The sequence below is a fragment of the Moraxella sp. CTOTU49803 genome, assembly GCF_032097965.1.
GTDB classification, from domain to species: Bacteria; Pseudomonadota; Gammaproteobacteria; order Pseudomonadales; family Moraxellaceae; genus Faucicola; species Faucicola tetraodonis.
On record NZ_DAMCJP010000012.1, the window covers coordinates 39,046 to 50,952 of the forward strand.

At 41.4% G+C, this 11,907-nt stretch carries 11 protein-coding genes and 2 pseudogenes; 8 read left to right on the forward strand and 5 right to left on the reverse strand.

Going from position 1 to position 11,907, the window contains the following annotated elements; all coding sequences use genetic code 11:
- Positions 1 to 23: 23 nt before the first annotated feature.
- From RT422_RS10550 to RT422_RS10575, 6 genes and pseudogenes are all read left to right on the forward strand, one after another.
- A pseudogene (locus tag RT422_RS10550) lies at positions 24 to 658 on the forward strand (IS3 family transposase); the annotation flags it as partial.
- Between the two features lie 79 nt (positions 659 to 737).
- Positions 738 to 1,160, forward strand: coding sequence for a transposase (locus RT422_RS10555; protein ID WP_007117400.1), 423 nt, complete (start codon positions 738 to 740; stop codon positions 1,158 to 1,160).
- Positions 1,157 to 1,528, forward strand: a complete 372-nt coding sequence (gene tnpB / locus RT422_RS10560) for an IS66 family insertion sequence element accessory protein TnpB (protein WP_138018975.1) — start codon at positions 1,157 to 1,159, stop codon at positions 1,526 to 1,528. The genes RT422_RS10555 and tnpB overlap by 4 nt, the downstream gene beginning before the upstream one ends.
- 84 nt (positions 1,529 to 1,612) lie before the next feature.
- On the forward strand, positions 1,613 to 3,352 hold the full coding sequence (gene tnpC, locus RT422_RS10565) for an IS66 family transposase (protein WP_313422228.1): 1,740 nt from the start codon (positions 1,613 to 1,615) through the stop codon (positions 3,350 to 3,352).
- 29 nt (positions 3,353 to 3,381) lie between these two features.
- Positions 3,382 to 3,489: pseudogene (locus tag RT422_RS10570) on the forward strand (DDE-type integrase/transposase/recombinase); the annotation flags it as partial.
- Positions 3,490 to 3,558: 69 nt separating this feature from the next.
- A protein-coding gene (locus tag RT422_RS10575) for an IS5 family transposase (RefSeq protein WP_313422230.1) occupies positions 3,559 to 4,354 on the forward strand; the annotation gives its coding sequence in 2 pieces (ribosomal slippage) (positions 3,559 to 3,819 and positions 3,821 to 4,354; 795 coding nt in all).
- A gap of 48 nt (positions 4,355 to 4,402) precedes the next feature.
- Here the strand turns inward: RT422_RS10575 and RT422_RS10580 are convergent.
- Positions 4,403 to 5,095 carry an aspartate/glutamate racemase family protein gene (locus RT422_RS10580; RefSeq protein ID WP_060994878.1) on the reverse strand — a complete coding sequence of 231 codons (693 nt, stop codon included), beginning with the start codon at positions 5,093 to 5,095 and terminating at the stop codon, positions 4,403 to 4,405.
- Positions 5,096 to 5,314: 219 nt separating this feature from the next.
- Here RT422_RS10580 and leuA point away from each other — a divergent pair, with 219 nt between their 5' ends.
- Positions 5,315 to 6,988: a 2-isopropylmalate synthase gene (leuA, locus tag RT422_RS10585; protein ID WP_060994877.1), complete on the forward strand. Its 1,674-nt coding sequence runs from the start codon at positions 5,315 to 5,317 to the stop codon at positions 6,986 to 6,988.
- 4 nt (positions 6,989 to 6,992) lie between these two features.
- Here leuA and RT422_RS10590 read toward each other — a convergent pair whose 3' ends face one another.
- From RT422_RS10590 to RT422_RS10605, 4 genes are all read right to left on the reverse strand, one after another.
- Positions 6,993 to 7,235: a PH domain-containing protein gene (locus tag RT422_RS10590; protein ID WP_157797669.1), complete on the reverse strand. Its 243-nt coding sequence runs from the start codon at positions 7,233 to 7,235 to the stop codon at positions 6,993 to 6,995.
- 183 nt (positions 7,236 to 7,418) lie between these two features.
- Positions 7,419 to 8,186 (reverse strand): helix-turn-helix transcriptional regulator, encoded by a 768-nt coding sequence (locus tag RT422_RS10595; protein WP_060994875.1) that lies wholly within the window; start codon positions 8,184 to 8,186, stop codon positions 7,419 to 7,421.
- A gap of 358 nt (positions 8,187 to 8,544) precedes the next feature.
- Positions 8,545 to 9,405: a PhzF family phenazine biosynthesis protein gene (locus RT422_RS10600; RefSeq protein ID WP_060994873.1), complete on the reverse strand. Its 861-nt coding sequence runs from the start codon at positions 9,403 to 9,405 to the stop codon at positions 8,545 to 8,547.
- Between the two features lie 107 nt (positions 9,406 to 9,512).
- Positions 9,513 to 9,743 carry a hypothetical protein gene (locus RT422_RS10605; RefSeq protein ID WP_060994872.1) on the reverse strand — a complete coding sequence of 77 codons (231 nt, stop codon included), beginning with the start codon at positions 9,741 to 9,743 and terminating at the stop codon, positions 9,513 to 9,515.
- A gap of 353 nt (positions 9,744 to 10,096) precedes the next feature.
- Here RT422_RS10605 and RT422_RS10610 point away from each other — a divergent pair.
- Positions 10,097 to 11,907, forward strand: a 1,811-nt coding sequence (locus RT422_RS10610; protein ID WP_313422233.1) for an ESPR domain-containing protein, incomplete at its 3' end; no start/stop codon positions are given.

The following is an 11,907-nucleotide window of genomic DNA, read 5'->3' on the forward strand; positions in this document are numbered from 1 at the left end:
CCTTAAGCAAAGAGGTCTATCTAATGACAAAAGTTCGTAAACGTCATAATGCTGAATTTAAAAGTAAAGTTGCTGTTGAAGCCATCAAAGAGCAAAAGACGATCAATGAGCTGACTGCTGAATACGGTGTTCATGCAACCCAAATCAGCAACTGGAAAAAGCAAGCCTTGGCTGTTATACCAACCGCCTTTAACACCAAACAGCAAGACAACGAACAAGCCCAGCAAACCACTATCGATGAACTTCATCGGCAATTAGGGCAAGTCATTAGTGAGAGAGACTGGCTTAAAAAAAAGTCCTCACAGCTACTCTAAATGCTCGTAAACAACTGCTAGAGCCTGACAATAAGGATTTTAGTACTCGTAAGCAATGTGAACTACTTGGTATTAACCGCTCAAGTCTGTATTATCAGCCAAAGCCCATCAGTGAACTTGATGTTACCTTGATGAACCTGCTTGACGAACAGTACACCACAACCCCATTTTACGGGGTCAAACGCATGACAGCTCACCTTAAGCAATTGGGTCATCTAGTGGGACAAAAGCGAGTCAGGCGACTACTACGGCAAATGGGGCTAGATGCCATCTACCAGCGTCCTAACACGAGTAAACCTAATCCTGAGCATCAAGTTTATCCCTATTTGCTAAGGAATGTACCGTAAGCATCCGACCATCCCATCTACCACCATTCTAAAAAATACGAGATAGTGCCCACTAAAAAATGAAGTGGGCACTAGAATGGCACAAATAGACATAACCAAACCGAAGCGACGAACGTACAGCAAAGAACTCAAGGCCTATCTCGTAGAACAAGCCTTAACAGGCGAACGCTCGATAGCGAGGCTAGCTCAAGGTCATGGCATTAACCCAAACTTATTGCAGAAATGGATAAAAGCTGCCAGAGACGAGAAAATCGCAGCAACTCAACCATTAGCCAACCCAAACTTCGATATTAACCTCATTGAACATGAGCCTGTCTTTCTGCCTATCACCCTGCAATCTAGAAGCCATCACGAACAAACACCACAAGCAACTGCCTTAGCTCAAACCATCACAGGCGTAGAACTACAAATTCCCAGCCATAACGGGACGCCCATAAAACTCACCATCGACCAAATTGACAATTACAGCCTTATTGAATTACTGCGAGGGCTACAATGAACCCCCTTATCAACCCCCAACAAATATGGCTATCCACCACTCCCATGGACATGCGAAGTGGCAGTAACAAATTACTCGCCTTCATCCTACAGCACCACCCAGGCATCCGCCCAAACTGTGCCTACCTATTTTACAACAAAGCAGGCACCCGGCTAAAAATACTCATCCATGACGGCCTGGGCATATGGCTATGCACCCGAACACTCGATGATGGCAAATTTCACGGACTTGGCGAACGTCTCATGCGACATCACAGCCCATCCAACCAAACCACAGGACTCACCATCAGCCACGAGCAATTTAACGCCTTGGTTAGTGGTTTGCCTTGGCACAACCTAGGCAAAGATATACTCACCCCGCTTACCTAAGCTGACTTTATCATAAAGCCGCTAAATCTCAACTATCACCGCCTATTTACTGACAATGCAGGGCGGTTATGGCAAACTCATACCATGACCACCGCCCACCCATCCGACCCAACTGCGCCAAGCTATGCTGATTTATTAGCCCAAAACGCTCGGCTTCAACAGCAGCTTGACGCACAAAAACAACATTACCAACAGCAAGCAGCGCAACTCAAACAGCAATACCAACAACAAATGGACGCTCAAAGGCAGCAATACGAAGCTAAGCTTGCTCGCATTAACCAAGAGCTCACTGACGCCATCACCAAACAGCAACGTCTTATCCATCGGCTGTTTGGGCAAAAAAGCGAAGGCTTAACCCCCAAACAAGACCACCTAAACAAAGAAACCGCCCTAGAAGACCTAGCCTTGCTTGAACAAGCCCATGACAACTTCTTAGCCAATCTTAGCGATGACGAGCGAGCCAAACTGGTTGCTAGCAAGCCGATTGATACGCAAGAAAAAGGCACACAATCAGAAACACCAACCAAACCCAAACGACAAAAACGCCTCGTTATCCCTGACAACCTCGACATTCACACCATCATCCACGAACCACCGTCAATTACCTGTGAGTGTGGCTGTCAAATGACGCAAATTGGCCAGGATGTTCAAGACAAACTTGGCTTTAAGCCAAAGCAGTTTTACCGTGAGCGTCATGTTTATCCTAAATACATTTGCCGTAACGCTGAGTGCAACCGTGAAAAGCTGGTTCAAGCCAAAACCGACGCCCAAATCATTGATAAAAGCATTGCGACGCCTGCACTACTGGCTCATGTGCTTATCAGTAAATACGCTGACCATCTGCCTTTATACCGCCAAAGCCTGATTTATCAGCGTAGTGGGGTGTATTTATCTGATTCGACCTTAGCCGATTGGGTGGGACGTTGTGGGGTACAGCTTGGGTTTTTAGTTAATCGATTAATCAAACTCATGCTTATTCAGCCAATTGTGCATGCCGATGAAACCCCAGTCAAAGTATTAAATGGCTATGGCATGAAAGATGCTAAAGGCAAGTTAAAGCAAGGCTATGTCTGGGCGTATGTGACCCCAAAGCACAGCCCAATCAAAGCGGTGGTGTATGATTTTGCCCAAGGTCGGGGTAGTGAGTATCCCAATGCTTTTCTGCAGGGCTTTAAGGGCAAGCTTGTTTGCGACGGCTATAACGGCTATAAGCCATTATTTGGGCGAGGGGTGATTGAAGTGGGTTGTATGGCCCATGCTAGGCGTAAGTTTCATGAGCTTCATGTGACAGGGCAGAGTCTTATTAGTATTGAGGCACTAGAATTGTTTCAATCGCTGTATGCCGTTGAGCGTAAGATTGATGAGCAGTTTGAGAGAAACCAAACGCCAATGCCCAGAGATGCTCAAATAGTTAGACAAATCAGGCAACAGAAGGCAAAACCAGTTGCGGATAAACTTTATGCGTGGTTACAGGAGAAAAGGCTAGGCACGACTAAGAATGCCAGTATTACTAAGGCAATTGAGTATTGTTTGAAACGGTGGCAGGCTCTGACACGTTATCTTGAGGATGGCAATTTACCGATTGATAATAATTGGGCAGAAAATCAGATGCGTCCATGGGCGTTAGGCAGAAAGAATTGGTTGTTTGCAGGGTCGCTTGAGAGCGGTCAGCGGGCGGCGAATGTTATGTCGCTTGTCCAGTCAGCTAGGCTTAATGGGCTTGACCCCTATGCGTATTTGGCAGATGTGTTGAGTCGTCTGCCGACGCATCCTGATAGCCAGATTGATGAGCTGCTACCACATGTCTGGATACCACCTCAATAGGGGTATGGTCGGGGGCTTACAATGTACCCATCACCCGCTGTAACCAAGTGTGGAGTACCGATATCACTTACATTCGCCTGTCTAAGGGCTTTGTGTATTTGATGGCGGTGATTGATTGGTATAGCCGTTATGTTTTAGAACCTGTTCACGATTAAAAAATATGCTAGGATAAGCTACGTAATCAATTAATAACCGAATCAATCACCATGAGAAAAGCCTATCCAAGCGACATTAGTCGAAAACAATTTGAGCACATACTACCTATTTTAGAAAGTGCAAGGAAGAAGACCAAGCCAAGAACGGTTGACCTTTATGACGTATTTTGTGGGTTATTGTATGTACTAAGAACAGGTTGCCAATGGCGACAGCTGCCCCATGACTTTCCCAAATGGCGCACCGTCCACTCATACTTTCAGAAATGGAGCGAGCTTGATGAAGAAGGCAACAGCATTCTTGACCAAGCCTTAAAAAAAATTGGTCAAAAAAGCGCGAAAGAAGCACAAACGTAAGGGCAAAACCAGTTTTATCATTATCGATGCTCAAAGCGTTAAGAACACAGATACTGCTAAGTACAAAGGTTATGATGCAGGAAAGAAAGTATCAGGGATTAAGCGCCATATTGCAGTAGACAGCCAAGGCTTGCCCCATGCTATCTGTATTACCACTGCCAATATCACCGACCGTGACGGTGCTACAACGTTACTTCGTCAAAATACCAAACGATTAAGCCGCGTAAAAAATGTGATGGTTGATGGCGGTTATCGAGGTGAGCCATTTGCTAATAGTGTTAAATCTATTTTAGGCGAAACCGTTACCACAGAAGTTGCCAAAAGAGATGAATTGCACACGTTTAAAGTCATACTAAAGCGATGGGTTGTAGAACGTTCGTTTGCTTGGCTTGAGAAAAATAGACGCTTATGGAAAAACTGTGAGCGTCATTTAAATTCGAGCCTTCAATTTACCAATTTCGCTTTCATCGCTTTGTTATTGAAAAGATTGTGAACAGGTTCTTATAAAGCGACTACTTAACCCATTAGTAATCGCTGATTTTTATTGAGCCAACATCCACGCCACCGCTGAATCAATATGTAAAAGTGTGGTGTCAAACACAGGTAGGGGGCTATTTTCTTCATTGATAAGCAGTCCGATTTCAGTACACCCCAAAATTACGGCTTGTGCACCCTGCGCTTTGAGTGTCTCAATGATTTGAATATATTGCTCGGCAGCGCTCCGTTTAATGTTGTTTAAACACAACTCATCATAAATAATGCGATGCACGATTTGCTGATCAGATTCGTTAGGAATAATCGTTTGGATACCATATTTGGCTAAAGTTGTTTGGTAAAAGCCATCCGTCATACTAAAACTAGTCCCTAACAATCCTACTTTGTCCAAGCCTTGTTTAGCAATGGCTTGAGCCGTGATGTCAATCAAATGTAAAAATGGTACATCTATCGCATCTGTGATGAACTCAGCGACTTTGTGCATGGTATTGGTGGCAAGTAAGATTCCATCAACGCCTGCGAGTACTAAGCGTTTTGCAGCATCCGCTAACATCTCACCTGCTTGTTGCCAGTTGCCTTGTTTTTGTAGTTGAGCAATTTCTTCAAAGTCGAGATTATAAATCACTAGCCTAGCCCCATGATTAGCGCCAAGACGTTGATTGATTTGTTCATTGATTTTTTGGTAGTAGCTGATTGAACTTGCGGTACTCATGCCGCCAATGATGCCGAGTAGTTTCATATGATGATGCCTATGATTAGTTCCTATTTTAATTGGCTACTATAGGGTAATTTAATAGTTAATGCCCAATACAGTTGTTTTTTAAATTTCAAAATTGTGTGGGTGATTTAAACATCACAATTATTTGCCGAAAACCACTAGCAAAGAATCCTGTCCGAAACTCGAAGGCATCACCACTAAAATTTCGATAGCATGGTTTAACCCAATAAGGAGATAACCATGCTAACCAATCCCCAAACTAAATATCAACGATTCACAGTTGAGCCCTTTTCCACTCGCACCTGGTGTAACAATCAGCTTACTACTGCCCCACGTTGGTGCTCATCTGACTTAAGAGATGGCAACCAAGCGTTAATTAACCCTATGGATACGGACAAGAAGTTGTATCTATTCAATCATTTGGTGGCGATTGGCTTTAAAGAAATTGAAGTGGCTTTCCCTTCAGCATCGGATACCGATTTTAACTTTGTGCGTCAATTAATCGATGACAAGCTTATTCCTAACGATGTATGGATTCAAGTCATTACCCAATCACGTCCTGAACTTATTGCTAAGACCTTTGACGCATTACAAGGCGCATCCAAAGCGATTGTCCATTTATACAATGCCACTGCCCCCGTCTTTCGTGAGGTGGTATTTAACCAAGACAAAGCCAGTACCATAGAATTAGCAGTAAATGGGGCAAAGTTGGTTAAACAGCATTGTGAGCAAAATCCCAACACCCAATGGCAATTTGAGTATTCACCAGAAACTTTTTGCTTTACTGAGCGAGAATTTGCCCTAGAGATTTGTGAAGCGGTTAAAGATGTCTGGCAACCAACAGCAGATCGGCCCATGATTATCAATCTACCTGCCACGGTTGAGATGAATACACCCAATGTATATGCCGATCAGATTGAATGGTTTATGCAAAATTTTTCGGATTTATCGCATATTACGATTAGTATTCATCCGCATAATGACAGGGGCACCGGGGTAGCCTGCGCTGAACTTGCCATGCTTGCTGGGGCAACCCGAGTCGAAGGCTGTTTATTTGGCAATGGTGAACGCACCGGTAATGTTGACTTGGTAACACTGGCGTTAAATCTATATACCCAGGGCATTTATCCCAACTTAGATTTTTCAAACCTTCAACAAACGGCTAATGTAATGACCTATTGCAATGAGCTGCCGATTCATCCACGACATCCATATGCCGGTGAACTCGTATTTACTGCCTTTAGTGGCTCTCACCAAGATGCGATTAAAAAGGGTTTCGCTAAACGTCAAGAAAATCCAAATAGTATTTGGAATGTGCCGTACTTTACCATTGATCCTAAAGATATTGGTGCAACCTATGAAGCAGTCATACGGGTCAATAGCCAATCTGGTAAAAGCGGTGCAGCATGGCTGCTTGAAACTCATCATGGCATCAAATTACCCCGTGCGTTTCAGCTGGACTTTAGCCAACAGGTTAAAGACTTTACCCACCAGTATGAAAAAGAAGCCAGTATGGCTGAGATTTGGCAGTTGTTTAAAGAACGTTATGGCTTAAACTTACCTCAGCAAACAGGCTATCAAGTACAAGGCTTTACTGGGAAAAACAATGCCAGTGACTACCATTTAATGGTTGAATTTTCTAACCCCAATGAGTTAATAATTGACGGTATAGGCAATGGAATACTCTCTGCCTTTGTAAATGCGATTAACAGCCATTTCGATAGACGATTTAGCATTGAGCAGTATGATGAGCATAGTCTAGGTAAAGCCAGCGATAGCCAAGCGATTTGTTATGTGGTGCTAAAAGAAGATGATAAGCGGTTTTATGGGGTAGCGATTGGCGATGATGTCGCAAAAACGTCCATGCAGGCGGTTTTGAACGCTGGGATTGGAGCAGCGGATAGATTGCAATAAGCTGTTAACGCAGGTTTAGGTGCTGGATAAAATCGTTCTTATTTTCAGGTGATACCAAAATATGCTCGATTTTATTCGGCTTTACTTGATAACTGATATCCAATCTGTCTAGGGACAAGGCAGGCGACGCTATTAAACGATGGCTAGGCTTAACATCAATAATGGTATTGCGAGGAATGACAGTATTAGAGAAGCCACTATGTATGATTAAATCCATTTGGGTCAATTGATAGGATGTTTTAAACACAGGCAACCACATTAATACCAGAGCAAATACTGTTGGAAAAAATAGCACAAAATAACTTTGAACTAATGGTATATGCTTGTGTCGATGATAAATGAAGGGAGACATCAACAATGCTATACTGCCCATAACAAATATGATGATGAGCCAGTTATCAATTTTAGAATAGAAAGTAAACATAAATCATTATCGCTCATATTGAGCAACGTATTGGGTCGGTGATAGCCCAATACGTTGTTTAAAAGCGGTACTAAACGCACTAGGACTGTCATAACCAACAGTTAATGACACATCGACTACGCTTTGACCTTGCAATAATAGCTCAAGACTGTACTGCAACCGTAGCCGTCTTAGCCATTCAATAAAGCTCAACCCTGTTTGCTGAGTAAATTGCCGTGATACCGTGCGTTCACTGATGTTAAGCAGGTGGGCAATATCAGCAAGTGCCCATGGATGAGAGAGTCGCTCGCTAATTTTTTCAAGCAAGGCTTGATACTCAGGCAAAGTGGGCTGTGGTACTTCAAATTCTGCGAGCGGTGTTAAACATCGAAGTTCATCAAGTATCAGCTCAACGATCCAAGCTTCACGGGTATTGGTTTGATAATGACTGTCAATACCAACGGCACTGCCAAGCAACGCTTGCAGTAACTCGCTGATGGCAACCACTTGACTGCGATTGGGTAGGTCTGCCCGTGTCAATGGTTCAACAAAGGCGGATAAAACTTGGGTATTCTTTAAAATAGTTAGGCTATGTTCAGTACCTTTTGTTAGCCATATTCCTCGATTTTGGGTAATGGCAAATTGGCCAGTAGGCGTCGTTACTCGGATAAAGCCATGTTTGACAATAATCAGCTGATGACAGACATGGCTGTGCAATGGCTCACACATCCCTGTTTCGTACTGCTTTTCAACAATGCTTAATGGCTGTTGAGGCTGTAAAGATTGAAAGTACATATGCTATAGTCAATTCAATGGCTTAACAATGCTAAAAGTTTTCACGTCCATTATACTTGAAAAATGTTTAAGCTCTCCAATGTAGTGTTTAGCTTTACGCCCTTTGATGGCCAACCTTTGACTCAACCTAGCTGGTGGAAATATTTGCTTTTATCAAAGCTGTTTGGGATTTGGCTATTAGCCTTTCTATGGAGAGATAAAATGAATGATAAATATGTGTATTCAGCGATCATGTCGATGCTATCGATTCTAGCAGGTATTATTATCATGTCAGCGGTTGCAATAATTTATTGAATCTTCTGCAATTGGAGTCTTGAGGCTTCGCTTCGCCCAGCAATTTAAAGCTTAATTCAGTTGGTTATACGTCTGGTAAATAAAACTCACCCTTACCTACCGCGATCACATTGCCACCCACATAAATAGTTTGTTTCTCATCAACTTTCAGCATTAACCGATTAGGACGCCCTATCTCATCACCTTGAAAAATACGTTTATGGATTGGATGCTGGTTTTGTGAAATAAAATATGCACCCAGATTGGCACAGGCTGACCCAGTTCCGCTATCTTGCACCACTTGATTATTTTCTATCGAGAAAAACCGTACAAACACATCATCGTGGTCTTGGTACCACAAATATAGCATGGCAAGCTCGTTGTCTTTTTGACAAATAGTTTGCAGTTGCTCTTTATTGATTTTAGCGTCATATAGCTTCTGCTTTGATAGCACGTTTAATAGTAATTGCGAAGTCCCTGTATTCATCCAATAAGCCTGATTGGCAATATCATCTGCCATCAATCCTGTTATTTTTGCCAGCTCTTCATGTGTCGCGACACTGATGCGCTGTTCAAAACCTGTTAAAGACAGTTCGATATGGCTGTCATTAACTTGGACCTCTACTGGCTTGGCTATGGTGTTTAACACAAAGTTATTTAATAAATTTTGCAGTTGTTGAATAACAAATGCAGCTCCAAGCGTGGGATGACCTGCTAATGGCATTTCATAATTTGGGGTAAAAATGCGTAAATCAGCAACCGCTTGAACGCCATGCTTAGCAGTGGGAGCAAATAAAAATACGGTTTCACTTAGATTAAACTGCTGAGCAATCGCTTGCATCTGCTGATCAGTTAAGTCATCAGCATTAGGAAATACAGCAAGCGGGTTACCACCAAAGTGATTGTCAGCAAAGACATTAACAATATGATAGGTATAGGTCTGCAAAATGAATTTCCTTCGCGATAGGCTAAAAAATTAGTCACTTCAAGGTGAGCACTAATTCAGACCATATAGTAATTTTGGGACATTTGTTCAATTTTAAGTAGTTGTTATTAAAGAGCTTTGTGGAAATTTTCTTGATTATTTGATTTTTTAGCAATCTTGACTGAGCCTTTACAATAAAAAAATAGAGTTTTTTGATTTAACTGGTTTTTTATATCGACAAAATTACTTAGTGTGTTATTTTCTCCGAAATTTTGTGGTGACTCCAAATAAAAAAATCTATCTCTCGCTATCAGGGCTTCCATAGCGTCTAACGCCAAAGCTATTGCGCTATATTTCATGCGATTAGATATCAATAAACATCAAAATTGTGAAATACTATAAAAGCAACGATATCCTGACCTACCTTTAAAATTTTTAAATGACCTCTGTATTTTAGCTAAAAGAATTAATTTAATCTTAATATTATTTTATAAAAACAAACAAATGTTATAAAAATGTTTGTTTTATGTGTAGGTTATTTAAATTAATAATGTCATATTACTGTATATTATTGTATAGTAAAAATTCTGTAATAATTCATTTTCGTTTCATACTAATCTTTTGAGCAAATTAACTTCAAACTATTTTCGAATTGTTAAATTCAAATGATTAATATTTTTTAAAGCTGATAGAGAAATAATAGAGAATTACTATGAATCAAGTGTACCGTGTGGTATTTAATAGATCATTGGGCGTATGGCAGTGTGTCGCTGAAACGGCAAAAGCTCGTGGTAAATCATCGAGTAAATTGGGTAAATCATCAGCTATTTCATTATTATCACTGATGAATATAGGCACTCTTTTACCTGCTCATGCATTAGATACTTATTATCAAACCGGTTCGACTGTACTTAATGAGCCTGTCTACAATGCTAATGGTGACAGAGTAACCAATACTGGAACATCACTTACTGCCAAACACATCATTGTCAATGACCCTACCTTTGCAAAAAGCTTTGACATTGAGAATAATGGACAGGTAGTGGCTGATAGCTTGGCAATTAGCAATGGGGGTAAAACATATACCTCTCAAGGCGGCAAATTATCAGTAGAAAAACTAATAATTAGTAATGGTTCATATGATTCTAGTTCGGAATTTGCTGTAATTCGCGATGGAGCATTACAGACAAAATCAACTATTGTTGGTGACACTGGTAATGCTAATGGATTGCACGTATTCTCTAGTTATAGTACTGACTCGTTATTGCTAGGTAATGCAGTTAATAGTTATGGTGAAGCAAGTGCATCCAATTCTACAGGCGGTACAAGTAATATCAATGTAACAGGATTAACTACGGTTGGCTATCAAGGACATGGTTATTTAAGTGCAGTATCGGGTGGAGTTATTCACAGTGGTTCCATGATAGTAGGTAATGAAAGTAATAAAGTAGGAAATAAGGAAAATCATCTTGGTGCAACTATAGATAGTAAAGTCGTTATTGATAATGACTTAATATTAGGTAATAAAGCTAACAGTTTTGGTGATGTAGGTTTTACATCAGGTAGTTCTCTATCAGTAGGTAGAGACATGGTCATTGGCAAACAAGGTACGGGAGAAGCTGGATTTATCTCAAAAACCAACTTGAGTATTGGTAGAGATCTAATAGTTGGCGAAGAAGGTAAGGGTGATTTATTTGTTTCCGCTGATAGCAATGCCCAGGTGAATGGCGTTACTTACATTGGCGGAGCGGGTCTTAATCCAAACGCGGAAGGTTCTATTCGTATCAATAGCTCTAATTTTAATGCTCCTATTATTAGTTTTGGTGGATTCGGAAAAGGAGAGTTGTCTTTATTTCAAGATGCCGTATTGAAAACTACAGAAATTAATCGTAATGCCCAAGCTAGACCCTCTACTATCAATTTAAACGGTGGGACGATTCAATTGACAGCCTCTCAACCCGAGTTATTTGGTAATTTTACCTCAACAGATGTGATTAGCATAAACAACTTAGGTGGAACAATTGAGACACTAGCCAATAATGTAAATATTTTTGATAAGGCGGTTATTGGTGGCTCCGGTAACTTTATAAAAAAAGGCACAGGCTTACTAGCTATGAACACGGCTAGTAAAGCTTGGACCGGTGAGACTCACATTGACCAAGGCACTTTAAAACTAAATGGCGATTACGCCATGCGTGATGGTGAGGTTCTAGCGGTAGGTCTAAATACAGCGGACGATTATGGTAAGTTATTAGTTGATGGTAATGCAGATATTAGTAAAGGTAAATTGCAAATTAATGCGTCTCAAGCCGTTCAAGCAATGCCAAACTCCAGTACTTGGCTAAATGTGGTTAAAGCTACTGCACGTAACGGTCAATTTGCCACACTCAGTGATAATAGTCCATTAGTAGATTTTTATGCGGACTATTCTGACCCTACGGCCGTCCATATAAAACTTGGTACAACGCCAACGCCAACGCCAACGCCAACGCCAACGCCAACGCCAACGCCAACGCCAACGCC